This is a genomic window from Meiothermus sp. (assembly GCF_026004115.1).
Classification (GTDB): domain Bacteria; phylum Deinococcota; class Deinococci; order Deinococcales; family Thermaceae; genus Meiothermus.
In genome coordinates this window covers 478633-504004 of record NZ_BPIM01000001.1, presented here as the reverse complement: position 1 = coordinate 504004, position 25372 = coordinate 478633, and the positions used below count along the sequence as shown (strand labels likewise).

The window sequence follows — 25372 nt, the reverse complement described above, 5'->3', positions numbered from 1 at the left end:
CCGAGGAGGATCCAGATGAGTGGTAAACACGTGGTGGTGCTGGGAGCTGGTTTTGCTGGTTTGCACGCGGTGCGTGTGCTTTCCCGTGAACCGGGGGTGCAGGTCACGCTGGTAGACCGCAACAACTACCACCTGTTTCAGCCGCTGTTGTACCAGGTGGCCACGGCGGGCCTCGAGGCCCCCCAGATTGCCTTTCCGGTACGGGCTTTCCTGCGCAAACACAAAAACGCCCGCTTCCTGCTGGGCACAGCCGAGGGGGTAGACCCCAAAGCACGGGTCTTGTGGGTGGAGGGTCGTCCGGTGCCCTACGACTATCTGATGGTCGGTACCGGCACCCGCACCAACGACTTTGGCTTACCGGGCGTCGCCAGGTACGGCTATGGCCTCAAAGACCTCGAGGATGCCATGAAAATCCGCGACCGGATTCTCTCGGCCTGCGAAGAGGCAGTGCGTACCTCCGACCCCGAGAGGCGCAAGGCCCTGCTGACCTTTGTGGTGGTAGGCGGTGGGCCGACCGGGGTGGAGCTGGCCGGGGCGCTGGGTGAGGTGCGCCGACATGTAATTGCCCGCGACTACCCCGACCTCGATCTCTCCGAAATCCGGGTCATCCTGATTGAAAACAGCACCCGCCTGTTGGATGCTTTTGCGCCTTCATCGGCACAGTATGCGCAGCGTTTCCTGGAAAAGCTGGGGGTGGAGCTGCGGTTTGGCGAGCGGGTGACCGAAGTGACCCCGGATGCCGTTCGTCTGCAAAGCGGCTCTACCATCCCAAGCTTTACCGTGGTCTGGAGCGCAGGGGTAACCGGACAGGCTCTGCCGGGGCTGCCCATTACCCGGGGCAACCGGGTGGCAACCACCCCCGAGCTGTACGTGCCCGAGCACCCCTCCGTCTATGTGGCGGGTGACATGAACTTTTTGGAGCACAAAGACGGCCGGCCTCATCCCCAGGTAGCCCCCACTGCCATGCAGCAAGGGGTGCTGGCAGCCCAAAACATCCTGCGGGAGCTGCGCGGGCAAGAGAAACAGGTCTTCCGATACAAAGACAAGGGCAGCATGGCAACCCTGGGGCGCAGCCATGCCATCGCCGAGATTGGCCACCTGAAAATGCACGGTTTTCCGGCCTGGGGGGCCTGGCTGGCGGTACACCTTTATTACCTGATTGGCTTTCGCAACCGCATGATGGTGCTGTCCAACTGGGCCTACAGCTACTTCACCTACGACTTTGCCGTGCGCATTATGCACAACCGCCATAGCTTCCCGGTGTTGAACGAACCCGCCCAGGAGCCAGCGAAGGCGTAGGTTTCGCAAAACTCGTACCAGATTCAGATTCGCTACCGAACGCTAACGAACCAACCCGACCGGAGTGATCCGCGTAGCAGAGAGCGATACCGCCCCTTGGAAGGGTGGGCTTCTGGATTCAAAAAGACAACCTCTGGGGGATCTTTGGTTTGGATGATTATCTTTTTGAATCCGGTATCAGACCTGCTCGGTCTGGCTTTTTGGGATGGGGCTGCTTTGCAGGGTAGACACCAGACTGAGGAACTCTTCGTAGCAGCCCAGCAGTACCTCTTGCAGTACCGGGTGAATCTCGAGCCAGCCCATGTCCTTGGGTACCACCCAGTTGAGGGCCTTGCCCACCTTTTTCTTGTCCCGGCTGAGGAAGGGAGTCAGGTCGTCCCAGCTAAAGCGGGGGGGCGGGGGCGGGGAGAGCCACTGCAACAGCTTGAGTACGGTGGGCACCAGGTCGTTGCCGCCGTGGGCACGGCCCAGCAGGGCCGCAAAGAGCAGGCCGTAGGCCACCGCGACCCCGTGGGGCATGGTGCCAAAGGTGGCGCCCTCGAGGGCATGGGCCAGGGTGTGCCCCAGGTTTAGCTTGCGGCGCTCGTTTTGCTCGGTGGGGTCGGCCTCCACAATCTGCAACTTGACCGCGATGGCGCGGGCCAGGTAGTTCTCGAAACCTTCCCAATCCAGCGAGAGCGGTTCCACATTCACCAGCAGTTCGTCCCCGGCGATGAGGCCGTGCTTGAAGGCTTCGACCAGCCCCTGCTTGAAGGTGGGGAGGGGAAGGGTTTGAAGGGTCTCGAGATCGGCATAGACGCCCTCGGGGGCATGGAAGGCCCCCACCAGGTTTTTACCCTCCGGCAGGTTGATGCCGGTTTTGTTGCCCAGCGAGGCATCTACCATGGCCAGGGTGGTGGTGGGCAGGCTGATATAACTCACGCCCCGCAGGTAAGTGGCCGCAATAAACCCTCCCAGGTCGGTGAGGGAGCCGCCGCCCACAATATAGAGGGTGGTGTCGCGGGGAAGGGCCTGCTGCGCCAGCCAGGATAGGGCTTTGCCGTAGGCGGCCAGGCTCTTCACGCCCTCGCCGCCCGGCAGGCCCAGGCCCGCTGAAATATCCAGCCGGGCGGCCAGCTTCTTGGCGTAGTCCTGTACGGCCAGGTCGAAAATCATGGCCCGGGGGCCTTCGGCCTGGGGTACCTCGAGGTCGAACCCGATATGGATCGGGTAGGGGATGGGGTGTTTAATCTTCAGCTTCCGCATAATCCCACAGTCGGTCAATAATCTCGTCTACTACGTCGGGAATCCGTCGACCATCGGTAGAGACATGTAGGGTGGCCTGGCGGTAGATAGACTCTCGTTCGGCCAGGAGCCTCTGGATGCGCTCGAGGGGATCGGGGTTCTCGAGCATCGGGCGCTGTCCGGGGCGGCGGCTGACCCGCTCGAGGATGGTCTCCGGGCTGGCCCACAGTGCCACCACCGGCCCCCGTCGCAACAGCCGCTGGCGGTTTTCTGCGTTCACGAAGGTGCCCCCTCCCAGTGAGAGTACCAGAAAATCTTTTTGGGTAAGTTCATTTACGGCCTCGGCCTCGAGTTGGCGAAAGGTGGGCTCGCCGAGGTGGCGGAAAATGTCGGCAACTGAGAGGCCCATCTCACGCTCGATATACCGATCCAGGTCGATAAAGTGCAGCATGAGTTCGCGAGCCAGTTCCCGCCCGATGCGGCTCTTGCCCACCCCCATAAAACCCGTGAGGGCTACCCAGGTCACGGGGCGCTCAATCTCAATCATAAAAGGGGGTTGGAGGCCGGGGGTTGGGGGTTGGTGGGAGAAGATGTGCAATGCAGATGGGCGCAGACGAAGGGTTCAGTCCAAAGCCAGCGCCCCCCTTGTGTTGCTGTTTTTTGCTGTTTTTCACCAATATTTCCTTTTATGCTTCCCCGATTTCTGGGGAATTGCGAGCACTCAAGCGGAAGCTAGTACGCCAGCACCCGCTCTTTGTATCGTTCGACCCGCTCAACCAGCTCGTCCAGGGTGTCGCCACCAAACTTTTCCAGGTAGGCCTGGGCCAGCACGATGCCCACCAGCGCTTCTAGAATCACGCTGGCTGCGGGTACGGCGGTCACGTCGGAGCGCTCGCGGGCCGCGTCGGCGGGCTGGTGGGTAACCACGTCCACCGTGGGCAGCGGCTTCATCAGCGTGGCGATAGGTTTGAGGGCGGCCCGCACGACCAGTTCCTCTCCGGTGGTCATGCCGGCTTCGGTGCCGCCGGCGCGGTTGCTCTGGCGGTAGTAGCCTCGGCTATCTTCCCAGTAGATGGGGTCGTGGACTTGTGAACCCAGTTTCATGGCGTTGCCAAAGCCGGTGCCGATTTCTACCCCCTTAATGGCCGGGATGCTCATGACCATCTGGGCGATGCGCCCGTCGAGCTTGCGTTCCCAGTGCATCTGGGAACCCAGCCCCATGACCAGCCCCTTAAAGCGGACCTCGATAATACCCCCGAGGGTGTCGCCCCCGGCCTTGGCCTCGTCCACCCGGCGGATAACCTCGGCTTCGGCCTGGGGATCGGTCATTCGTACCGGGCTTTCCTCGATGCGTTCCTTCAGACTCCAGTCGAACGGTACTTCACTCCAGACCCCGGCCATGCCATCTACAAAAGAGGCACTCTCTACCCCAAAAAACGAGAGCAGCTTGTGGGCAATCGCTCCCACCGCAACGCGCATGGCGGTCTCGCGGGCCGAGGCCCGCTCGAGCACATCGCGCAAATCTTTGTGTCCGTACTTAACCCCGCCCGCCAGGTCGGCGTGGCCGGGCCTGGCAGCGGTGAGGGCTTTCTTGCGTGGCTCGTTGCCGGGGGCTGGATCCATAATCTCGAGCCAGTTGCGGTAGTCGGCGTTCTTGATTACCAGCGTCACCGGGGCGCCGGTGGTACGTCCGGCCCGCACCCCGCTCATGAACTCTACCGTGTCGGTCTCGATCACCATCCGTCGCCCACGCCCATACCCCCCCTGGCGTTTCTTGAGCCAGGGGTTGATGTCTTCTACCGTCAGGGGTAGCTGGCTGGGCAGGCCCTCCACGATACCAGTAAGCTGCGGCCCGTGGGATTCTCCAGCAGTTAGAAAACGCATGAACAGAATCTAGCACAACCAGCCGTGATGTCCAAAGTAAGAGCGTCCAGGGTCTATGGTCAATGGTCGGTGGCTGGGTTTGTAGAGATAGAGGTTCTGAAGAGAACTGTGGCCCAGGATGGGCGGCCACGTCTGTGAAGGGCGTTTTTTGGGGGCCGGGGTAGCTCGAGCAACCAGAACTCATACCAGATTCAAAAAGACAGTTCACAAAACCAAAAACCCATAGGTTGTCTTTTTGAATGCTAGAGCACACCCCTCCCTGTCGGTCGGCGAAGAAAGCGTCTCCATTCGGTGACGAACTAACCGAATCTGCCATCATACCGGCACGGGGTTCAAATCAAACAAAAAAGCCGGGACAAAAAACCCGGCTTGTAAGGCGGAGCGATGCTTTAGCGTTGGGCAGCGTCCTTGACGATGTTGCCGGTAATAATCACGATCAGTTCATCGTCCTTAATGGAGGAGGTGCGCTGTTTGAAAAGCTCGCCCAACAGGGGAATGTCGCCCAACAGAGGAACCTTGCTCTCGGAGGTGTCGGTAACCTTTTGAATCAGGCCACCCAACACCACCGTCTGGCCGTCGCGGATGCGGAGCTTGGAGAGGGTGGATTGTTGAGGGATACGGATGCTGCCTGCGGGGCCATCGGCAGGGTCGCCGCCGGTCTGGGTGTAGACCTCGAGCAAGATATTCCCATCGGCCGAGATTTGCGGACGCACCCGCACCAGCAGCCCATAGTCGAACTCGCGTACCGAAACCTGGTCACTAATCTTAATGGGAATCAGAAGACGGCCGCCTACCTTAATCTCCGCGCCCCGTGCCCCAGTGGCCCGCAGGTCGGAGGTATCGGCCCCGTAGTTGTCTTCTACCAGCACATTGGCATCGCTCAAGCGGCGGGAAAGCTGCTGCTTCTCCAGGGCATCCAGCACCGCCCGGATGTTAAGCGAGGCCAGGCTGCGGGTGGCATCAAAAATCAGGTTGAGGCCCGTGGAGAGGAAGCTGGCAATCAGGTTGCCCCCCGAGACGGTCTCCCATTTGATGCCGAGGTTGCGGATGACCTCGCCCGAGACTGCCTGTACTCGAATTTGCAACTGGACTTGCTGAACAGGGCGGTCCAGGGTGGGAATCAGGCGCTCGGCCAGGGCAATCTGCTCGGCCGAGCCGGTCACGATGATTGTGTTGGTGCGGGGTTCGGCTACCACCGTGACCTGGGGTGCGGCAGGGGCTGCGGCCTGGGCCTGCCCTTGCGCGGGCGCGGCCTGGCCTTGGGCCTGGGCGGCAATGGCCTTGCTCAGTACATCCGCTAGCTCACTGGCGCGCGCATGGGATAGAGCGAAGGATTTTTGTACTACCGGCGCGGCGGCCACGGTGGCCCTGGGCACATCTATGCGCTGCAGGAAGTTGAGGGCCTCGGTCACCTGGCGGGCGGGGCCGCTGATGGAGAGGACATTTTGGCCGGGTACGGCGCGTACCGTAACGCCCGGGACCTCTTGTTGCACAAAGTTGGCCAGCGCAGCCGGGTCGCCCGAGCGCACCTGATAGAACTCGCGCGCAACCGGCTCGCTGGGTTGTGGGGTAGGCTGGGTGGTTTGACCACGGGCCCGATCCACTACTTCCTTCGGCCCTACCACGATGACGTTGTTGTCCAGGAGGGCGTAGGTGATACGTCCGTCCCCGTAGGTGTTGATTAGCAGTTCCCAGACCTGACGGAAGGGCTTTTTGTCGATATCTGCCGTGACGTTGACGTTAGGCACATCGCGCAGGATGGGGGAGAGCCCCACACTGCGGGCCAGGGCGTCGAGCAAGGTGGGCAAGGGAAGGTTGGTGCCAATGTTGCTTACGGGTTGGTCGAAGCGCGCATCCCGGGGCAAAGTACCCTGGGCCAGCGCCAGACTCAACACCACCAAAAGGGCAAGAAAACGCTTCATATTCACCGCCTAGGGGTTATCCATCGTCAGGTTCAGGGTTTCCGAACCTTGTACCAAGAGGGCTTCTTTGGCGCTCAGGCTTCTGAGCAGCACATCGCTTCCGGGAAGGGTACGGCCCACGGGCAGCACCGTAAAGCCATCTTTGCTCTGGAAAATGGCCACGCTGGTTGGCCCCAGTACTACGCCCGAGAGCTTCAGGTTTTGCTCGCGCACGAAACGGGCCAGGTTGCTCTCCTGTACAGCTTCCTGGCCCCTGGCCAGGCTGCTGCGGGGCTCGAGCACCTGGGTCAGCCGGGCGTCAATCTCGGCCCGCGCGAAATCCAGGCTGCCACTGCCGGTGGCAGTGGCCGTCCCAGGTTCGATATCCAGGGCTGCTGCTTCCTTGGGGGTTTCGCTCAGGACGGTGGTCAGTTCACGGTCCAGGGGGGCCAGCCGGATGGGCAGCGAACCCGAACCCAGGCTAACCAAGCCAGGCAAGCTAGCACGGGAAGTCCCCTGGGCCAGGCGAGCCTGACCGGAGGGGGGGGTGGGAGGGGTTGCGGTGCTGGTGGGAGAGGTCGTGACCCCAGGTGTGGGCCGGGTGCCCGGCAGGCTGGGGCGCGGCAACGGGGTGGCGGGCTGGCGCACCTGCACCCGGGCCATCTGGCTCGGGATGGGTTGCGAAACCACCGGAGGGGTGGGGGTTGGCCGGCTGACGATAGCCGGGGCCGGCCCGGTGGGCTGGGCCACGGCAGGCGGCGTGGTTTCGATGACCAGGGGTACAAAGGGGTTGGGCGGCACCGTTACCCGAGGCCGGGTCAAAGCCGCGCTGGCAGGAATTTCGCCCCGATCTGCTGGCTCGGTGGGCCGGGCAGCTTCCGTGACCAGGAAGGGCAAGGGAAGCACCTCGAGGGGCCGGGCGGTGGTGGTAGGAGGTGTAGCGGGGTTGGTGGCCGTGCCTGGCTCCACCGGCGCAGGTGTGGGGGTCGGGGTGGTGGGCTGCTGCGCAGTCTGGCTGGGCCGGAAGAAGCCCAGATACCAGGTCGCCACGGCCCCCACCAACAGGGCTGCCACCAGAGCCACCTTGGCCGATTGGGGCATGCGCTGGAGGAAGTTCATGGCTGACCTCCGGGCTGGCCAGGCTGACCCGGCTGTGGGGGTTGTCCACCCTGGGCCGGCTGGGCCTGTCCGGTGTAGGTGTAGACGGTCATGGTCAGGCTGGTGTTGATGGTGGGGTTGGTGGCCTGGCCTACCGTAGCGGTAGCACTCCCCCCGAGGGTCAGGTTGAGCCCCGAGACCGTAGCGAAGCGCTGGAAGCCCTCGAGGTTGCGCAAGAACACATATAACTCGGGGAAGGGAGACTCGACCTGCATGGCCAGGTTGGTGGCCCGCACGTTGGCTACGCCCTGGTTGTCGCCTGCCCCGCGGCTGAGGGTGCGCAAGACCACCCCGCTCTCGCGGGCGGTCTGGGCCAGGGAACTCAGCACCCGGCCTAGCTGCTCGGTGGGCGGCAACTCGCGCAGGAACTGCTGGCGTTCGGCATCCAAGCGGGCGATGGTTTCACGCAACTGAGGCAGCGCCCGTTGGGCTGCGCGACCCCGATCCCGTTCGGTGGTCAGGCGATCGACTTCGGCCTGAATCTCTGGGATGCGGCCCTGCAGGGGCTGGGTTATCAGGAAGTACCACATCAGGCCCAGCAACACGGCCGCCACCATGGCGACAATGGCCCACTCACGCTGGCCCATTCTAGCGAGAAGGGCTACCACTGCCTTCACCTCCTGTCGTGTTGCTGGCGGTTGCCGGGGCTTGGCCGACCAGACCCACGGTCGCTCCAAAGGTGTAGAGCTGCCTTTGTTGGTCGAGGCTGGCGTTCTGGAAGTTGATGCCAAAGCGCGGCGAGGTCTCGAAAGCCTCTACGAAACGAATCAGCGCATTCTGGCCGATGGCCTCGCCCTGGAGGTTGAACTCCACATTAACCGGTTTGCCATCGTAGACCCCGTTTTGCACGTTGTTCTGGGTCTCTTGTGGGGTGAGGGCTTTGGTGCCAATGCTGCGCAGGGCTACTCCAAAGCGGCGGCCCTCCCGTGGTATTTGGTTGATAACCTGGGCCAGGTTGTCCGACCAGGGCACGAAGCGTTCGCGCAACTGGTTGCGTACCGAAAGCAACTGCTCAAGCTCGCGCTGTTGCTGGTTCAGGCGGTTTTGTTCGGCGATAAAAGGCCGCAGCACATCTACTTCTACCTGAAGCTGGTCGCGCTGGTTCTCCAGGGCCTGTACCCGCGAGAGGGTGGACAGGTGGAGAAAGGCGACCGTCCCCAGCACGGCCAGCACCACCGCAGCAGCGGCGAGCCGCCACCAGCCGGGCTCGACCCGGCGGCGCAGGTTTTTAGGGAGGAGGTTGAGTTTAATCAAGCGGGTTCACCCCCCGTAGGGCCAGCCCCACCGGAACCGTGAACTCCGGCGACAGACTGCGCAGGTATTCCAGGTCGAAGCGGCTCTTATCAATCTGGATGCCTTGCCAGGGGTCGGCGATTTCCAGTGGAATGCCCAGCGTATCGGCCAGCAGGGGTACCAGGCTGCGCAGCTTGCTGCCCCCCCCGGCCACAAAGCCCTGGTCTACCCCCAGGTCGCCTACTTGCACCCGGAAGAACTCCAGGCTTCGGCGCAGCTCGGTAGTGAGCTCGACCAGCACCGGCCGAATGGCGTCGTACATGCGGGCCGGGTTGAAGCGCTCGCGCTCGGCGTCGAAGTCCAGGAGCAGGTCTTCATCCTCGGTGGGGATGGTGGCCAGACCGTAGTTTTTCTTGGCATCCTCAGCGGCGACTGCATCGAGGTTGAAAGCCTTGGAGATGGCGGCGGTGAAGTCCTTGCCCGACAGGTTGATGACGCGGTTGAGGAGCAGCCGCTCACCCCGGGTAAGCACCAGAGCCGAGGACTCGGCGCCAATCTCGAGAAACAGGGTGATGGGCTCTCGGTCGGTAGCGACCAGCCGCCCGCTCAAGGTGCGCAGCCCGGCGAAGGGCTTCACGTCAATGATCAGGGGTTCCAGACCGGCTGCCTTGAGGGCCTCGACCAGGCTGGCCACAGTCTCTTGCCGGGCTGCCCCCACCACCACGTCCATCTGCTCGCCTTCCGGGATGGCCTCGAGGGGATCCAGGGGTGCATAATCCAGGACGACCTCGTCAATCGGGAAGGGGATGTAACGCTCGGCCTCCCAGCGCACTGCCTCTTCCATCTGCTTGAGGGGCATCTTGGGTACCTGCAAGGTACGGGTAATGACGGCCAGGTTGCTGGCAGCCGTGACCACGTAGCGCTTGCGGGTACGCATCTCGGCCAGCATCTCTTTGATGGCATCGGCCAGCGCACCCGGCTCGATGATCGAACCCTCCTGAATAACCCCCAGCGGGGTGGGCCTGATGCTCAAGTTCTTCAGGCTGGGGGGAGTTCCGGACAGCTCGACCATCTTTATGTTGGCCGATCCAATCTCGAGGCCAAGTGCCTCGACCCTGGGTCTCAGCAACCCGCCAAAAAAATCACGCACGCTGCCCCCTTTCCCACATAAATCTCAAACTATGTGTCAGTATAGCACGGTAAATCTGCGTAGCAGGGCCCATACTGACCACTTTAGCTCAGGTCTTAACCTTGCGGCGGTGCATTTGAACATCGTTTCTTAACCAAAATCAACCGGCCCGACGGTAGGCGGTGGAATCCAGAACTGGCCAGTAAAGCTTTTTTTGTGCTCGGGAGCCAGTAATTCAAGTGGAATGGGACGGCTCCGGGCTTCTCATAAAGCCCTGGCCACTGCCTCGGCAAACTGGAGGGTGGTGGCGTTGCCACCCAGGTCGGGGGTACGGGGGCCCTCTGCAAGTACCTTGTCCACCGCTGCTTCTACCCGGCGCGCGGTTGCGTGCTCGCCCAGGTGATCCAGCATCATCACCGCCGACAGGATGGTGGCCGCCGGGTTGGCAATACCCCGCCCCGCGATGTCGGGTGCGCTGCCGTGCACCGGCTCGAAAACCGCGTGCTGGGTGCCGATGTTGCCGCTGGCCGCAATGCCCAGCCCACCCACCAGCCCCGCGGTCAGGTCGGAGATGATGTCGCCAAACAGGTTGGTGGTCACGATCACATCGAAGCGCTCGGGGTTGCGCACCAGCTGCATGGCGCAGTTGTCAATGATGATGTCCTGGGTCTTGACCTCGGGAAAACGGGCTGCTTCGGCCTGCACGGTGTTCATGAATAGGCCCTGGGTCATGGGCAGCACGTTGGCCTTGTGGGCCACATGGAGCTGCTTGCGCGGGCGGCTCATGGCCAGCCGGGCGGCGTACTCGCCGATACGCGCGCTGGCTTTACGGGTGATCACTGTATCGGCAATGGCGATCTCGCCATCGAGGTAGCTGCGCTCCTGTTCCACATACAGCCCTTCGGTGTTCTCGCGCACCACCACCAGGTCTACCCCGGGCCTCGAGCCCGGAACGGGGTGGTGTTTGGCCGGGCGCACGTTGGCAAAGAGATCCAGTTTGCGCCGCATATAGCGGATGGCCCCAAAAAAACCCGGCACCTTCTGGGTGGGGCTGGTGGCGGCGCCAAACAGGGTGGCGTCGGTATGGGTGACAGCCTCGAGGGTTTCCTCGGGCACCGAGATGCCTATTCGTTCAAAGGTCTCCCAGCCCGCCTGGGCCTCCACGAACTCGAGCCTGAGGCCAGTGGCCTCCAGTACCAGCCGGGCGGCAGGAATCACTTCGTGACCGATACCATCGCCTTCAATCAGACAAATCTTGTAGCTTTTGCTCACAGTATCACCCACGACATTCTAACGAACTTCAAGACACCCTCAGGCCAGAGCACAGGTTTCCACAGGAAACGACTCCCTTAGAATCTTAGATCTATCTCGAGGGGCTCTTGTGCCTTACGCTTAGCCTCCAACGCGCCATCCAGAATGGTGAGGGCAATTCCTACCATCAAGTACACATCTCCCAGGCTAATCACGTTGGTATAACCCAGAATACGCACCGGAATCACATCGGCTAGGAACCAAAGCCTGGAAGACTCGCTCAGAAGGGTGTGAACGGCGTCGTACTGCTGCTGGAGTTTAGGAATATAGGCCTCCATGCCCACCTTGTATAGCGCCTCGGCGCTCACCGGCATGTGACCCTTGTTGGCAAAAATCACCAGTGCGTTGCAAAAGAGGCCCAGCCCCACAAACCACAACCCGCGCAGGTGGGTATTGGCCCACAGCCCATACCCCACCAGCCCTACCACCAGGGTTTTGGCAACGGGCCCGGCAACCTCGGGGGCAACAAGGCCGCGCGAGGTAGCAAAGGCCAGCCCGCCTTCCAGCAGTGCCGCCGCTATGAAAGCCCAGGCGGCCCTTAGCTCGAGGTGGGCAAGGTCTCGGAGACTGGCCCTGAACGCGAGGGCGAGGATAATCCCGACAAGTGCGCTGGCGAGGTATAGCGTCGTAAAAACTCCTCCCGGTCTTTCCAGATGGGGTCTTCGAGCCACAACGCCTCGAAGAGTTTTACCACCTGTGGGTCGAACTGCCGCCCTGCATGCATGATAACCTCGTTAAGCGCTTCTTGGGGGGCTTTGGCCGGACTATACGCCCGGCCTGCGGTCATGGCCTCGTAGGCGTCGGCCAGCGAAACAATCCGGGCCCACAGTGGAATGGCCTCTCCTATAAGCTTGCTAGGGTAGCCGCTGCCGTCCCAGCGCTCGTGGTGGTGCATAATGACCCCCTGTACGTCTTTGGACAAACGCTGACGCATGGGCTGGAGCACCTCTAATCCCTTGCTTGCATGGCTTTTAATGAGTGTAAACTCGTCCTCGCTGAGTTTGCCGGGCTTGAGCAAAACCGAGTCCGGGATGGCCACCTTGCCGATATCGTGAATGCGCGCCGCGTAGGTAATGCGCTTTACGTCTTGCTCATCGAAGCCCATCCGCTGCGCAATGCTGGCCGCAATGGCCGCAACCCGCTCGGAGTGTAGCCGGGTGAAGGGGTCTTTGGCATCAATGGTGGATACCAGCAGCTCGATGGTCTCGTCGAAGGACTCCTCCAGCTTCACCTTTTCGTCCCAGTAGTAGCGGGAGAAATAGAGCAACAGCATCATGAAAAGCACCGTAAACCCACCCCACCCCCCAACCAGCGGAGTCTGGTAAGCCTTGGCCAGCAGCAACCCCACCGGGGCCTGCACCAGGTAGCTAACCCATAGCCAGCTGTAGTTCTCGAACCAGATTTTGCGAAGGCTAGCCCCGCTTGCGAGATGGATCACATAGGTAACGGTGCTCACATTAATCAGGAAATACACCACCGAGGCGGCCAGAACGCCCGTTATCGGGCGCAGCTCGGGACTAAGGTCGGTCTGCTGCACCAACCACCAGGCCCCGGCAGCCAGGCCGGTGGCCAGGCCCGACTGGGTGCGGTTGAATAGATCCTTGTACCAGGGGTATCCGGGTCGGCCAAAGTTTTTGTTGAAGCTCAAAGTAAACACCAAAACCGGAGCCAGCCAGGGGGGGAAAAAAGTTACTAGGGCAATGTCTACCACGAAAGCGTGGGACATGGAGGCATTGAAGGGTAAGCGAACCGCAACCCGCCTGGCCAGCCAGACCAGGCCACTCCAAAAAGCAAGGTCGAGGATGCTAACGGCAGAGGTAGTGCCGGCTAGCCTGGACAGGAGAAAAACAAGCCCCCCAAAGGCCAGCAGCAGGCCTAGGAGGAAGAGCAGAACGCGGGGAGGGGGAAGCGCGAGCCGCACCTTCACGGCTCAAGTGTAAGGGCGAGTGCAAAAATAGCGGGTGCGGTATGAACACCCGCACCCGCACAAGCGTTACGTGAATTACTCCCACTGAGTGCCAGCGCCGGCGGCTACGGCCAGGGCAACGAGGGCGGCAACCAGGGTCATGATTTTGAAGGCGATCTTTTTCATACTTTCCTCCTCCTAGACGGTTTGGAAGCGCTTTTATGTGTTTGCTTCCAACCTTGTAGAAGACAATACGACAGGGTCTCCTGTTCCGTCAAGGGATACAGGAATATCTGCACTTGATTTAGAATGTATCAAGATTACAATTGCACCAATTTTGTAGTGCCTACCGAAGTAGGACGCTTTTAGCCTAGGGGCTCCTGGGGAACCCGCCTGTGATTTTTTCACCAAAAAATGGGCGCCAGCGTTACGAGCCAGAAGGCCAGCCGTGGTGGGTACGTGAATAAAAAAAGCCGCTCTGAAGCGGCTTTGGGGGGGTAGTGGGCTTCAGGAGAGCGCTACTTCGAAGGTGGTTTGGTCGAGGGTGAGCAGGAGGCGGTGCGCGGCCACATCGCCTACTACCAGGCGAAAACCGGTGTTGGGCACAACTTCCTCGGTCTGGAGGGGGGTGCCTTCGGGGTCTACCAGGGTTAGCTTGGCTGCACCAACGGAGGCTTTACCCTCGCACAAGAGTTGCCCCAGCAACAGGCCCTGCTGGCCGTCGTGCTTGTAGCTAAGGTCGAGGTAGTAGTCCCTGGCCTGGAAGAGTTTGGTCCAGCCCGAGCTGGGGGCAGCAGAACGCAACCCTGGGCCAGGGGGCCCTTCTGATGTCATGATGAGAATGGCTTGTTCTTTCATGTCTCCCTGCCTTTGTAATACCTTTTAAACGATGATCTTTTGCACATGCGGGATACTAGCTGGGCCACATTACCACCCTGAAAAGTGCATAAGTGGGCTTGTAGCCCCTCATAAACCATTATAATCTAAATAGCGGAGTGTACCTAGCAGATATGCCCAAAAAAACACCAGGACAGTATTTTTTGAGTAAGGGCATTTTGCCAAATACGCTGACCGAACACCTCGAGAAGCTCTACCCCCTCGAGCGCGAGGTGTTGCTGGCGCGGGCCTCGGGGGAGACCCTGCGGGCTATTGGAGGACGCCTTAAGCTGACCCCCGAGGGGGTGCGCCAGGTCGAGCATCGGGCGCTGAGAAAACTCAAGGACGAGGGCTCTGCGGAGCAGGTGCAGGGTCGGCGCTTTCGCTTAGCCGTCGAGCAACGCCTGGGAATGCCGCTGGAGTCGGTGGTTAAGCGCCTGACCAAGTCTGAGCGTCAGGTGGTGCTGGCCTATGCCAACGGCGACTCGCTGGCCGATCTGGCCCCCGAGCTGGGCCTGAGCATCACCGAAGCTACCGCCCTGCGCGATCGGGTGGTCTCCCGCTTGCTGGGCTCGGAGCGTGGCTCCAGGGCCGGAAAGTGGATGGAGTTGAAAGCTGCTGTGGCGGCGACTCTGGCCCAAAGCCCGCTCACCTACGAGGAGCTCGAGGCACGTTTCCCCATGTCCCGCCGCCGGCTGATGAAACTGATGCAGGAGCTGGTGCAAGAAGGCCGGGCCGATGTGAGCGACGAGTACCCTTTCCGTTTTTTGGGCAGGGAAGGGCCTTCCGCTGCCAATGCATAAAAAACCCTCCCGGGAGGAGGGTTTTTTTGGTGGGCGCGACTGGACTCGAACCAGCGACCCCTACCGTGTCAAGGTAGTGCTCTAGCCATCTGAGCTACGCGCCCGCGTGGGCTGGGTTTTGCTCCGTGTTTCTTCACTGGAGAAACATTGGAGGCGCTGACCGGATTCGAACCGGTGAATGGAGGTTTTGCAGACCTCTGCCTTACCACTTGGCTACAGCGCCGTGCTTGCCACCCTAAAGTGGTTCAGCAAACGCTAGGTTAGCATTTGGCAGAGGGTGTGTCAAACAGTTTTCGGGTACCATTGAACCGTGCGCGAAGTATTCATCAAAACGCCAGGGGGCTTCCGCTGGCCTTTTTCCAAGGGTCTGCTGGTAGAGTCCATGATGATGGCCGGGCTGAAAATGGAGCCTGCCTTGTCGGTGGCCCACACCATTGAGGAGCAGCTCAAAACCCGCAAGAAGCCAGAAATTACCGCCCTGGCGCTCAAGAAACTCCTTATTGAGGAGGTGGAGAAAAACTTTGGCCCCGAGCTGGCCGAGCGGCTTAGAGGCCAGACCCAGGCCTTCGAGGACATTGTGGTCAGGGAAGGGTATCGCCGCCGGCCTTTTTCCAAAGGGGTGCTGGCCCGCAGCCTGGAGGACGCCGGGTTTTCCATGCGCGAGGCGCAGGCACTGGCCCGGGCGGTGGAAAACCGCTTGCGCCGCAGTGGGGTTCGTTCGATTGATGCAGACGAACTCGAGAAGCGCATCAGCACCGAAATAGAGGAGCTGTTTGGCCCTGCGGCCCGATCCCGCTATGCGGGGCGGCAAGCGCTGGCGGGGGAGATTTTTGTAGAGGAAGGCGAGGGCGAGCCCCGGGTGCCTTTCTCCAAGGGGGTGCTGGCCCAGTCGGTGATGGCGGTGGGGCTTTCACCCGACTCGGCCTACCGCCTGGCCCGCGATGTGGAGCGGCGCTTGCGCGATGCGGGTTCGGCGGTGGTAACCCGCGACTACCTGCGCAAGGCGGTCTCGGAAGAGCTTATGGAAGAAGCGGGGGAGGAGGTAGCCCGTCGTTATCATCTGCTGCGCAGTATCCGGCGGGCGGTCAAGCCGGTGCACCTCTTGATTGGGGGGGTGGCCGGGGTGGGGAAGAGCGTGCTGGCCTCGGCGCTGGCTTACCGGCTGGGCATTACCCGCATGATTTCCACCGATGCGGTGCGGGAAATACTGCGGGCGACCATCCCCAAAGACTTACTGCCCACCCTGCACACCAGCAGCTTTGACGCCTGGCGGGCGCTGGCCACACCCCACACCGCCGAGCCCAGCCCGGCGATGGTCATGCAGGGGTTCCGCGACCAGGTCTCGAGGGTAGCGGTAGGGCTCAAGGCCATTCAGGAGCGCAGCGCCCGGGAAAAAACCTCGCTGGTGGTGGAAGGTGTACACGTGGTGCCGGGCTACATGACCCACCAGTTTCAAAGTGAGGTCATCCAGATTCCCATCATGCTGGTGCTCGAGGACGAATCTCTACACCGCGACCGTTTTGCCCTGCGTGAACGCGAAACCAGGGGTTCGCGCACCAGCGGCGCCTATGCTCAACATTTTGACCAGATTCGTCTGATTCAGCAGCATCTGGTGGAGCTGGCCCGCGGGGCGGGTCTTCCACTGATTCCTGCCGAAAACCTGGACAGAGCCATTGACAAGGGCCTCGAGGTGATTGTGGATCGTTTGCAGGAAGCGTATTTCGACGTGGTACAGGGGTAGCTCGTGTGACTCGTGGAGGGCCAGGAATGGCTGGGGCTCGAGGGTCTTTTTTCGAGGGTTTTTGAGACAGCCACAGGCCATGAATCGCTCCTTGAGGTTTCTCTAAACTTGACCACACGCCACATACGTGGGTTTAATCGGCACGGTAGGCTGAAAAGATGAGCGACTTTATCCAGATAAAAGGGCTTCCGGCCATTCCACCGCTGGGCATAGGTACCTGGCAGTGGGGAGACAGGCTGGTCTGGGGCTACGGCCAGGGCTACCAGCAAGACGATACCCGGGCGGCTTACCAGGCGGCCCTGCAAGGGGGTGTGCGGCTATTCGACACGGCCGAGTTTTATGGTTTTGGGCTCTCGGAGAGGCTTCTGGGGCAGTATTATCATGCGCACGACGCCAAGCCCCTTATCGTGAGCAAGCTATTTCCCTACCCCTGGCGGTTTTCCCGCAAAACGCTTTTGGGGGCGCTCAAAAAAAGCCTCGAGCGCTTGCAGATGAAGCAACTCGACTTATATTTACTGCACTGGCCCTGGAAGCCAGTTTCGCTCGAGGACTGGGCACTTTCGCTCGCCGAAGCCTATGAACAAGGCTTGACCCGGGCGGTGGGGGTTTCCAACCATAGCCTGCCGCAGCTCGAGCGCGTGGCAAAGGTGCTGGCCAAACACAAGGTTCCCCTGGCGGCCAACCAGGTCGAGTACCATCTGCTTGAACGCAAACCCGAACGCTCGGGCCTGCTACAAGCCATGCAGGCCGAGGGTATTGTGCTAATGGCTTACAGCCCCCTGGCCATGGGCTGGCTCACCGGCAAGTACAGCCTGGAGAACCCCCCGCCAGGCCGCTACCGGGCGCAGCGCTATGTGACCCACAAGGCCCAAATTCCAGCGCTGCTACAGACCCTGGGCGAGATTGCCCAGAATATGGGTGCAACTCAAGCCCAGGTGGCCCTGCGCTGGTGCATCCAGAAAGGCACCCTGCCCATTCCGGGTGCCAAGAACGCACGGCAGGCCGAGGGCAACGCGGGGGCCCTACAGATTCGCCTTTCAGATGAAGAGATGACCCGCCTGGACGCCATCACGTAATGCATTTGAAACCGGGTTGATATAGAAGCCGGTAGGACGAATCCGCTACCGTTTGCGCAGGATGTAGCGTAGGGCGGCCTCGAGCTGTTCTTGGGGGTTCTCCTCCACCAGGTCGGGCTCTACCCCGCGCCCTTCCCAGGTAGGGCCGCTGAACGGGGCCAGTACGCCGTTGGCCACGAGCGCCACGCCGCCATCGGGGAAACAGTAAGGGGTGAGGGCTTCGGTGTTGCCCGCACTGCGGGTGCCGATCAGGTAGGCCCGCCCGGCGTTCTTGAGGGCGCCGGCCAGCCCTTCGGCAGCGGAATGGACGTTGCCATCGATCAGCACGACCAGGGGTTTTTGGGTTTGTGGGCGACCCAAAAAAGGCGTGGTAGGAAAAGGAATGGCCCCAATCCCCCGACTCACGATGCGCCAGGGTACGCCCCGCATAAAAACCCCAGCCACTTCGGCCATGCGCAGCACCAGCCCGCCGGGGTTGCCGCGCAGATCCAGCACATAGCCCCTGGCTCTGGCATCGTAGCGGCGGATGGCCTCCTGCAAGGCGTTCAGCCCCGCCACATCCACCAGGTTGCTGAGCCGAAAGATGACCACTCCATCGGTCAAGCGCACCTGAGGGGCCTGGTAGGGCGACCTCGAGGGTTGGCTGGGCGGTGGGGCCGGCTGGGCGGGGGTGGTGCTTGGGGGGCTCTGGTTGGGGGCGGGTGAAGGCGAAGGCTGGGTAGCGGTGGGAAGTATGTCCTGATCCTTGAAAGGTAAGGCCAGACACTGCCCCCCGCTCAGGTATAGCCGGGCTTGCGCAGGGCTCAAGACCCTCGAGTGGTCGTCGCGCAGCTCGCCGTACATCTCGTCCAGCAAACGATAAAGCCCCTCCCAGTCGCGCACTTCGCCCAGCCTGAGCCGGTAGGCATCGCCCACCGCTTCCCAGTTCACGCCGCCAAAGCCGGTGTCGTAGTAGCGCTCCTTGACCAGCTTCCAGGCTTGCTCGAGCCGCAGGGCAAAAGCCTGATTCTGGGCCAGTGCCAGATTGCCCCAAACCAAGAGCCCCACCAACCACCAGCGCATAGCTGCATGATATGCGAAAGTTGGCAAGCAAAGGGCAGAAGGCCAGACAGGCCCAAGGGCTTTAGATCGTTCCCCAAGGTATAGTTGGCAAGCCCCAGACCTGAAACTTGCGACCCGAGACCTGCGACTTGTGAACCAGCTAAGACTCGTTCTCTTCTTTACGGCCTTCTTCCAGTTTGGCAAACTCTTCCAGGCTGGCCTTGATGCGGTCGTGCAGGCCCCGGAAGCCCTCCATGCGGGCCCCGGTTAGCAGCTCGAGGGCCTGCTCTACCGTTTCGACTGCGTAGATGTGGAACTGCTTGGCCCGGACAGCCTCCAGCACCTCGGCCCGGAGGGTCAGGTTGGGGATGTTGGCCCTGGGCAGGATGACCCCCTGGCTGCCGCTCAGGCCCAGGGCCTGGCAGAGCCGGAAAAACCCCTCTACCTTGGCGTTGATGGCCCCCACCGCCAGTACCTTTCCGGTCTGGTCTACTGCGCCTGTTACGGCCAGGTCTTGGCGCAGAGGGAAGTTGCCAATGGCCGAAAGCGCGGCTACCAGTTCGGCCAGGCCGGCCGAGTCGCCTTCGATGGACACATAGTTTTGCTCGAAGGCCAGGCTGATGGTAGCCGGAAGAGGGCCATTTTCAATGTATTGGCTGCGCAGGTAGCCAGCCAGGGTCAGCACTGCTTTATGGAAAATTTGCCCTCCCAGACCGGCCTCACGATCTATAGAAACCAGGTGGTCGCGGCCCGGAGCGGCCCGTGCGGTCAGCCGGGCCGGGCGCCCCCAGTAAGGGGCGGCCTCGATGACTACCAGGCTGTTGACCTCGCCAACGGCCGTGCCGGTGATACGCAGGCGGATAACCCCTTCCCGTACAGCCCGCAAAAACTCTTCTTCCGAAAGGAAGCTCCTTTGCTCACGGGCCAAGACGGCCTCCTCTACGGCCTTGGCGGTAATCGCACCCTCGCCCAGAATAGCGGCTTCTTCGGCCAGGGCGCGAATCTCGATCAGGCGAGCATCCATGCGGTCGCGCTGCTCGGCGCTGCGGCGGGCCTCGTCGTAAAGCCGTACCAGGCCGCCCTCGGTCAGCTGGAGGCCCTGGGCCTGGAGCCACCCACCCAAAGCCCGCATGTTTTCCGGGGTGGCGGGCAGGGTGGGGGAGAACTCCACCCGGATACGGAACAACTCGCTGAAGGCCGGGTCTTCTTCGAGTGCTTCAAAAGACTCGTGTGTGCCGACCAGCATGACCTGCATCTGGATGGGGAAGGGCTCGACCTCGAGGCCTGCTGGCGCCTGGGGCTCGGTAACCGGCTCGACCTGGCCGTTGCGCAGGGCCCGTTTGAAGGCCTCCCAGGTGCCCTCGCGCCGAAGGCTCAGGGCATCCAGAATCAGGTATCCGCCCTGGGCGCGGTGAACCGCGCCGGGGCGAATCAGGCTGACGTTGGTGCTCCAGACCCCGCGTTCTACCACGTAATCCAGCCGTCCGAACAGCCGGGGGGCGGTGGCATAGGGTTCGTAGACGATGGGGGGCGGGGAGCCGCTGCTGGAAGAGGTGAGCAGGTTGGGCCGCCACTGGGCGGGATCGAGGGGTTCGCCGGTCTCGGCGTAGCGGGCCAGACGGCCCCGCAGGGCCTCGAGGTAGCTTCGGGCCTGGGGAAAGCGCTGAAACAAGGGCTCGAAGCGGTTGTTCAGGTAATGCAGTGCCCAGTCGCGGCGGAGTCGCCTTAGCGCAACCTCGAGCTCGGCGGCGGCGGCCAGGCTGCCCAGTGCGACTTCCTCGAGCCTGGCGCTGAGTTCGGCGGGAACCGGGCCGGGGCCGCTGAATTCCAGGCGGTCGCCGTTGGTTGAAAGGGCGAAGCCGGCCTCCTGGGCTTCTTGTTGAAGCGAGGCAAATTGTTGGTCGCGGGCCTCCTTGAAGCGGGCCTCGAGCTGGGTTTTTTCCCGCAGGAAAGAGCCCTGGCGGAACAACTCGTCCAGCCGACTGACCTCCAGCAACAGGTTTTCCACCGCGTCGGCCAGATGGGTTTCCTGCCCACTGGGCAGGGTCAGCACTGCCACCTTGCGCTCCGACAAGGGCACATACAACAGGTCGGGCGGGGTCTCGACGGACTGGGTGCTCAAATAAGCCAGCAAGGACTCGTGCTTGCCCAGGCTGGAAGGCCCCACCAGGTAGGCATGGAACCCCCCCCGAAGGGCCAGTTCCAGCGCAGCCCGGGCCCGCTCCTGGCCAAAAAAAGGGGGAGCAGGGGGCAGCGATACAATATCGCTCGAATTCTCGGTCAATGTGCGCCACTCGAGCGCTTCGTAGGAAAGCCTCATGCCGCACAAGTATACCCACAGACCGTGGAGAATCTGGAAGGTTGCTAGAAAGGAATCTTTTGGGTTGGAGGCGACTATAGCCGATGGGCTTTTGGACGGGCTTTCAGCCAAACCCCAAGCCTGTTATGCTGTTGGCAAAGGAGGCAACTTCGTCATGTCTATGCGAGTTCTGGGGATGATTCTCGCGGGGGGGCAGGGTTCAAGGCTGTTTCCCCTCACGGCCAAACGCGCCAAGCCTTCCGTGCCGTTTGGGGCGCGCTACCGCATCATCGATTTTGTACTCAACAACTTCCTAAACTCGGGCATTTATGGCATTTACGTACTCACCCAGTTCAAAGCCCAGTCCCTCACCGAGCATGTGCAGCGGCACTGGCGCTTTGGGGGTTTTCTGGAAGATGCCTTTATTTTGCTGGTACCGGCCCAGATGTACCGCTATGAAGAACTGGGGCCGGTCTGGTACCGGGGCACAGCCGATGCCATCTACCAGAACCTGCACCTGATCAACAACCATAAGCCCGAGAATGTGGCGATTTTTGGCGGCGACCACATTTTCAAGATGAACATCGCCCACATGCTGGATTACCATAACGACCATCGCGCCGACCTGACCATCGCCGCCTACCCGGTGCCCATCGAGCAGGCCAGTCGCTTTGGGGTGCTCCAGGTAGACGACCAGTGGCGTATGGTGGGCTTTCAGGAAAAGCCCAAGAATCCCACCCCCATTCCAGGCAAGCCCGACCTGGCGCTGGTTTCGATGGGCAACTACATCTTCCGTACCGAGCCGCTGGTAGAGAAGCTCGAGCACGACGCTAAAGATCCCAACTCCTCGCACGACTTCGGCAAAGATGTAATTCCCCGCGCGCTGAGCGAGGGCTACCGCATCCAGGTCTACGACTTCAAACGCAACCCCATTCCCGGTCAGCAGGGCCCCAACACCTACTGGCGCGATGTAGGAACCATAGACGCCTACTTTGAAGCCAGCATGGACCTGATTCAGGTGACCCCGGAGTTTGACCTCTACAACCCCGAATGGCCCCTGCGGGCGGCCAACTTCAACTCTCCTCCCGCCAAGTTTGTACACGAGGCCGGCGCCCGTACCGGCCAGGCCTTCAACAGCCTGATTGCAGGGGGCTGCATCATCTCGGGCGGTACCATCCGCGAGTCGGTGATCTTTCGACGTAACCGCATCAACTCCTATGCCTTAGTCGAGCGCAGCATCCTGTTTGACGAGGTGGAGGTAGGGCGCTACGCCAAGCTGCGCAACACCATCGTAGATAAAAATGTGAGCATCCCACCCCACACCGAGATCGGCTACGACCTCGAGGCCGACCGGGCCCGGGGCTTTACCGTCACCTCGGAAGGCATCGTGGTGGTGCCCAAAAGCTACAGATTCTAGGCGAAAAGCTGATAGTCTATAGCCTGCAACGGCAGGTCGGGCTATAAACTATTGGCTACCGGCATTTATGGACAAGCATCCTGGTAAAGTTTTTTATCGCCTAACCCGCATTTTCCCCGGAGACCAGCTACCGGGTGGGCGGGCCCCTGCGGCCAAAGTGTATGCCAATCCGCTGGAGTCGGTGGAACTTGCGGAGCCGGCGCGCGATGGGGGCCCGGCAGTCTGGCGGGTGCTGTCCCGGGTGGCGCCTATTACCCCCAGGGTGGGTTCTTCCATCACCCAGGCCGAGCTTTCGCAGGTGCTGGCCCCGCTGGCCGTGCGCCGGGGAGGGCGGGGCTATCCTTCGGCGGGTGGGGCCTATCCCCTCGAGGTCTACCTGGCTGTGCAGCACCTGCAAGACACCTTCCAGGGCATCTACCACTATGCGGCCAAGCAGCACCAGTTGGAACAGCTTTCGGGCCGCTTCGACCTCGAAAGCTGGCAAAGGGCCCTGATGGATCTGGAAGCAGTGGAAGCCTCGGCCGCGCTGGTGGTTTTTAGTGCGGTGCCGGAGCGCTCCGAAGCGGTATTTGGGTTGCGGGGGTTTCGCTATGCCCTGCTCGAGGTGGGCTATGCGGTGGGCGAGGTGATGGTGGCCGCTACCGCCCTGGGCCTGCAAGCCTACCCTGCCGCGACCTTCTACGACGAGGAAGTACGTAAACTGCTCTCGCTGCCCGATGCCGAGCATCCGGTGGTGGTGTTGTTGCTGGGGCGCTAGGGCAATGGAGCTTCCCGAAGCGGTTTTTGTCTACGGCACGCTCAAGCGAGGTGAGCGCAACTTTGAGGTCTCGAGGCAAGCGGGCTGGTTACGTTCGGAACCCGCCTGCATCGAGGGATTCCGACTTTTCCACATTCCCAAAGGCGACCTGCGGCCCTATGCCTACCCGGGGGTGGTGAAGGGAGAGGGGCGGGTATGGGGGGAGGTGCAGTGGTTCGCCAACCTCGATCGGGCGCTGGCGTTACTGGATCGGCTCGAGGACGAGGGTAGCGAGTACCTGCGAAGCCCCACCACGGCCTATCTCGCGGAGCGAGGCAAAGCGCCCTGTAGGGTCTGGGTGTATAGGTACGCTAGCCTGCAGGCTTTGGAAAGCGCAGGGGGTATCTGGTTGCCGCAAGGGGTCTGGGGTGAACAAACACAGCCAAAGGGGTAAACTGCCCGTATTCGTATGAAAGTTGCTTTTGTTGCCTCCGAAGCCTTCCCCTTCGCCAAGGTGGGGGGCTTAGCCGATGTGATCGGCAGCCTGCCCCAGGCCCTCAAAAAGCAAGGCCTCGAGCCCACCATCTTTCTGCCGTGGTACTGGGGTATCCAGGGCTACTATGTGGGCGAAGCCTGGTTCAACTTTGAAGGGAACCGGGAGAAAATAGGCATCGGCCACGCCGAGCACAAGGGGGTGCGCTACGTGCTGGTGGGGCTGGGGGATTTTGCCCGCGACAAACCCTACGGTTACCAGGACGACTTCCGCCGCTTTGTGCGCTTTGCCATGGCCACGGCCGAACTCCTGGGCGATTTTGATGTGGTGCACGCCCACGACTGGCAGGCGGCCCTGCTGTCCCTGCTGCGCAACCTGGGCTGGTTTCGGGCCCGCACGGTGTACACCATCCACAACCTGGCCTACCAGGGGGTCTGGGGCCCGCAGGATTTTTATGCCTGGACACGCCTCCCGGGCGAGACCTATTACGGGGCAGGCCTCGAGCACAACGGCGCAGTCAACCTGATGAAAGCCGGGATAGTGAACGCCGATGCCGTCACTACCGTCTCGCCCCGCTACGCCTGGGAGATCACCACCCCCGAAGGCGGCGAGGGCCTGGACGGGGTCTTGCGCAGCCAGCAGGGGAAGCTCCGGGGCATCCTGAATGGCCTCGACACCGACTACTGGGACCCCGCTACCGACAAGTACCTCAGGCACCACTACAACGCCGGCGACCTTTCCGGCAAGGCCCGCAACCGGGCCGAACTGCTGGCCGAGCTGGCCCTGGAAGACCGCCCCACGCTGGGGGTTGTCTCGCGCTTTGCCCACCAGAAGGGCATAGACCTGATTGCCGATGCGGTAGACGGCCTGATGGACCTGGGGGTCAACCTGGTGGTGCTGGGCAGTGGGGAGCCGGGCCTCGAGCGCACCTTCGCCTGGATGGCCTCTCATCTGCCTGATCGTCTGGCTTACGTACAGGGCTACAACGAAGCCCTGGCCCATCGCATCTATGCCGGTTCGGATGGCTTTCTGATGCCCTCGAGGTTCGAGCCCTGCGGCCTGGCCCAGCTCATCGCCATGCGCTATGGTACGCCCCCCATCGTGCGGGCAGTGGGGGGCCTTCTGGACACGGTGAAGCACTGGGAAACCGGCTTCATGTTCGACTCGATGGATGCAGGGGGCATACTGCACGGGGTGCGTGAGTTCCTCAAACACCCCAATCGGGATTGGGTGGCCCGAAACGCCATGCAGCAGGACTTTTCCTGGGAGGGGCCAGCGCGCGAGTATGTGGCTTTGTACCGGCAACTGTTGGGCTGAACAGGCCTTCTATTCGGCTGGGCGGTACCGGGAGGGGTAGTTGACAATTTTGTCCCACTCGTCGGCGGTCGAGCGGGCCACAAAGACCACCAGATCCTCCTCGCCGATGTTGAACACCTCGTGGGGTACGCCGGGCTTGATATAGATGAGGTCGCCGGCCTGGTTGATTACTTCTTTTTCCAAGTTCTCGCCAAAGGTGTGTTTGACCTTACCTTGCAGCACAAACAGCATCACCTCGAAGCCCTCGTGTATATGGGCATAGGCAATGCCCCCCGGCGGCACCGTCGCCACATTGATGGACAGGCTGGTAGACCCCACATTTTTGGCCGACATACCCTGCAAATACTGGATGCCGTTCCACGCCCGGCGGTTCCCACCGCCGCGTATAACGCTGATACCGCCAAGGTCTTCTACGATACCCACATCTATGGGGCCGGTTCCAGGGGTTTTGGTCATGCCGTATTTTACCAGGGCCTCTGCTGCTGCCAACGCGGTCTGGGGCATGGATTGGTTTGGTAGAGCCTCAAG

General features: G+C 61.7%; 23 protein-coding genes and 2 tRNA genes. 8 read left to right on the top strand and 17 right to left on the bottom strand.

From position 1 onward, the window contains the following. The first annotated feature begins 15 nt into the window (after positions 1–15). The gene (locus tag Q0X23_RS02350; RefSeq protein WP_297858795.1) at positions 16–1299 is read left to right on the top strand and encodes an NAD(P)/FAD-dependent oxidoreductase; all 1284 of its coding nucleotides are present in this window, start codon (positions 16–18) and stop codon (positions 1297–1299) included. Between the two features lie 177 nt (positions 1300–1476). Here the strand turns inward: Q0X23_RS02350 and Q0X23_RS02345 are convergent, their stop codons facing one another. The 12 genes from Q0X23_RS02345 to Q0X23_RS02290 all read right to left on the bottom strand — a co-directional run bounded on the left by Q0X23_RS02345 (position 1477) and on the right by Q0X23_RS02290 (position 13903). Then, positions 1477–2544, bottom strand: a complete 1068-nt coding sequence (locus Q0X23_RS02345; protein WP_297858794.1) for a 3-dehydroquinate synthase family protein — start codon at positions 2542–2544, stop codon at positions 1477–1479. Further along, complete coding sequence (locus Q0X23_RS02340) at positions 2525–3070, bottom strand: shikimate kinase (RefSeq protein WP_297858793.1); 546 nt, start codon at positions 3068–3070, stop codon at positions 2525–2527. Before Q0X23_RS02340 ends, Q0X23_RS02345 begins: the two co-directional genes overlap by 20 nt. Positions 3071–3255: 185 nt before the next feature. Further along, positions 3256–4407 carry a chorismate synthase gene (gene aroC / locus Q0X23_RS02335; RefSeq protein WP_297858792.1) on the bottom strand — a complete coding sequence of 384 codons (1152 nt, stop codon included), beginning with the start codon at positions 4405–4407 and terminating at the stop codon, positions 3256–3258. 389 nt (positions 4408–4796) lie between these two features. Further along, positions 4797–6329 carry a secretin N-terminal domain-containing protein gene (locus Q0X23_RS02330; RefSeq protein ID WP_297858791.1) on the bottom strand — a complete coding sequence of 511 codons (1533 nt, stop codon included), beginning with the start codon at positions 6327–6329 and terminating at the stop codon, positions 4797–4799. Positions 6330–6338: 9 nt separating this feature from the next. Then, positions 6339–7427 (bottom strand): hypothetical protein, encoded by a 1089-nt coding sequence (locus Q0X23_RS02325; protein WP_297858790.1) that lies wholly within the window; start codon positions 7425–7427, stop codon positions 6339–6341. Next, a complete protein-coding gene (locus tag Q0X23_RS02320) occupies positions 7424–8074 on the bottom strand; it encodes a type 4a pilus biogenesis protein PilO (RefSeq protein WP_297858789.1) in 651 nt (216 codons plus the stop codon). Before Q0X23_RS02320 ends, Q0X23_RS02325 begins: the two co-directional genes overlap by 4 nt. Then, positions 8055–8720, bottom strand: a complete 666-nt coding sequence (locus Q0X23_RS02315; RefSeq protein WP_297858788.1) for a flagellar protein FliT — start codon at positions 8718–8720, stop codon at positions 8055–8057. The genes Q0X23_RS02320 and Q0X23_RS02315 overlap by 20 nt, the downstream gene beginning before the upstream one ends. After that, positions 8713–9849 (bottom strand): type IV pilus assembly protein PilM, encoded by a 1137-nt coding sequence (gene pilM / locus Q0X23_RS02310; protein ID WP_297858787.1) that lies wholly within the window; start codon positions 9847–9849, stop codon positions 8713–8715. The genes Q0X23_RS02315 and pilM overlap by 8 nt, the downstream gene beginning before the upstream one ends. Before the next feature lie 243 nt (positions 9850–10092). Further along, positions 10093–11100: an isocitrate/isopropylmalate dehydrogenase family protein gene (locus Q0X23_RS02305; protein WP_297858786.1), complete on the bottom strand. Its 1008-nt coding sequence runs from the start codon at positions 11098–11100 to the stop codon at positions 10093–10095. Positions 11101–11177: 77 nt separating this feature from the next. Continuing rightward, entirely contained in the window at positions 11178–11633 is a 456-nt protein-coding gene (locus tag Q0X23_RS02300) for a DUF5317 domain-containing protein (protein WP_297861146.1), read from the bottom strand. A 44-nt stretch (positions 11634–11677) separates the two neighbouring features. Beyond that, complete coding sequence (locus tag Q0X23_RS02295) at positions 11678–13066, bottom strand: HD-GYP domain-containing protein (protein ID WP_297858785.1); 1389 nt, start codon at positions 13064–13066, stop codon at positions 11678–11680. 486 nt (positions 13067–13552) lie between these two features. Next, complete coding sequence (locus tag Q0X23_RS02290; protein ID WP_297858784.1) at positions 13553–13903, bottom strand: hypothetical protein; 351 nt, start codon at positions 13901–13903, stop codon at positions 13553–13555. 197 nt (positions 13904–14100) lie between these two features. Here Q0X23_RS02290 and Q0X23_RS02285 point away from each other — a divergent pair, with 197 nt between their 5' ends. Continuing rightward, positions 14101–14724, top strand: a complete 624-nt coding sequence (locus Q0X23_RS02285; protein ID WP_297858783.1) for a sigma factor-like helix-turn-helix DNA-binding protein — start codon at positions 14101–14103, stop codon at positions 14722–14724. A gap of 27 nt (positions 14725–14751) precedes the next feature. Here the strand turns inward: Q0X23_RS02285 and Q0X23_RS02280 are convergent. Together Q0X23_RS02280 and Q0X23_RS02275 are read right to left on the bottom strand one after the other, a co-directional pair. Beyond that, positions 14752–14828, bottom strand: a tRNA-Val gene (locus Q0X23_RS02280). A gap of 44 nt (positions 14829–14872) precedes the next feature. Next, positions 14873–14947: transfer RNA gene (locus Q0X23_RS02275), tRNA-Cys, on the bottom strand. Positions 14948–15034: 87 nt separating this feature from the next. Here Q0X23_RS02275 and Q0X23_RS02270 point away from each other — a divergent pair. Next, on the top strand, positions 15035–16465 hold the full coding sequence (locus tag Q0X23_RS02270; protein WP_297858782.1) for an ATP cone domain-containing protein: 1431 nt from the start codon (positions 15035–15037) through the stop codon (positions 16463–16465). Between the two features lie 158 nt (positions 16466–16623). Continuing rightward, the gene (locus Q0X23_RS02265) at positions 16624–17541 is read left to right on the top strand and encodes an aldo/keto reductase (protein WP_297858781.1); all 918 of its coding nucleotides are present in this window, start codon (positions 16624–16626) and stop codon (positions 17539–17541) included. A 45-nt stretch (positions 17542–17586) separates the two neighbouring features. Here the strand turns inward: Q0X23_RS02265 and Q0X23_RS02260 are convergent, their stop codons facing one another. Beyond that, positions 17587–18603 carry a S41 family peptidase gene (locus Q0X23_RS02260; protein ID WP_297858780.1) on the bottom strand — a complete coding sequence of 339 codons (1017 nt, stop codon included), beginning with the start codon at positions 18601–18603 and terminating at the stop codon, positions 17587–17589. Between the two features lie 139 nt (positions 18604–18742). Beyond that, positions 18743–20902 (bottom strand): AAA family ATPase, encoded by a 2160-nt coding sequence (locus tag Q0X23_RS02255; RefSeq protein ID WP_297858779.1) that lies wholly within the window; start codon positions 20900–20902, stop codon positions 18743–18745. Positions 20903–21056: 154 nt separating this feature from the next. Between Q0X23_RS02255 and glgC the strand changes: the two genes are divergently transcribed. From glgC to Q0X23_RS02235, 4 genes are all read left to right on the top strand, one after another. Further along, entirely contained in the window at positions 21057–22298 is a 1242-nt protein-coding gene (glgC, locus tag Q0X23_RS02250; RefSeq protein ID WP_297858778.1) for a glucose-1-phosphate adenylyltransferase, read from the top strand. 67 nt (positions 22299–22365) lie between these two features. Then, complete coding sequence (locus Q0X23_RS02245; RefSeq protein WP_297858777.1) at positions 22366–23055, top strand: SagB/ThcOx family dehydrogenase; 690 nt, start codon at positions 22366–22368, stop codon at positions 23053–23055. 4 nt (positions 23056–23059) lie between these two features. Then, on the top strand, positions 23060–23488 hold the full coding sequence (locus tag Q0X23_RS02240) for a gamma-glutamylcyclotransferase (RefSeq protein WP_297858776.1): 429 nt from the start codon (positions 23060–23062) through the stop codon (positions 23486–23488). 15 nt (positions 23489–23503) lie between these two features. Beyond that, the gene (locus tag Q0X23_RS02235; protein ID WP_297858775.1) at positions 23504–24844 is read left to right on the top strand and encodes a glycogen synthase; all 1341 of its coding nucleotides are present in this window, start codon (positions 23504–23506) and stop codon (positions 24842–24844) included. Between the two features lie 9 nt (positions 24845–24853). Here Q0X23_RS02235 and Q0X23_RS02230 read toward each other — a convergent pair whose 3' ends face one another. Beyond that, positions 24854–25348, bottom strand: coding sequence for a cupin domain-containing protein (locus Q0X23_RS02230; RefSeq protein ID WP_297858774.1), 495 nt, complete (start codon positions 25346–25348; stop codon positions 24854–24856). Between the last annotated feature and the right edge of the window lie 24 nt (positions 25349–25372).